Annotated in this window: 1 rRNA gene; it reads left to right on the forward strand. The window is 57.9% G+C overall.

Annotated elements, in window-relative coordinates:
• Positions 1–398: ribosomal RNA gene (locus AC1DIS_RS30190) — 23S ribosomal RNA — on the forward strand; the annotation flags it as partial.

Consider the following 398-nt stretch of genomic DNA (forward strand, 5'->3'; position numbering starts at 1 on the left):
CATTCGCAGAGTGTAAAGGCACAAGGGAGCTTGACTGCGAGACCTACAAGTCGAGCAGGGACGAAAGTCGGGCTTAGTGATCCGGTGGTTCCGCATGGAAGGGCCATCGCTCAACGGATAAAAGCTACCCCGGGGATAACAGGCTTATCTCCCCCAAGAGTCCACATCGACGGGGAGGTTTGGCACCTCGATGTCGGCTCATCGCATCCTGGGGCTGTAGTCGGTCCCAAGGGTTGGGCTGTTCGCCCATTAAAGCGGTACGCGAGCTGGGTTYAGAACGTCGTGAGACAGTTCGGTCCCTATCYGCCGTGGGYGTAGGAATATTGASAGGAKCTGTCCCTAGTACGAGAGGACCGGGATGGACGMACCKCTGGTGTGCCAGTTGTYCTGCCAAGGGC

Source organism: Pseudomonas sp. 05N433 (assembly GCF_056396925.1).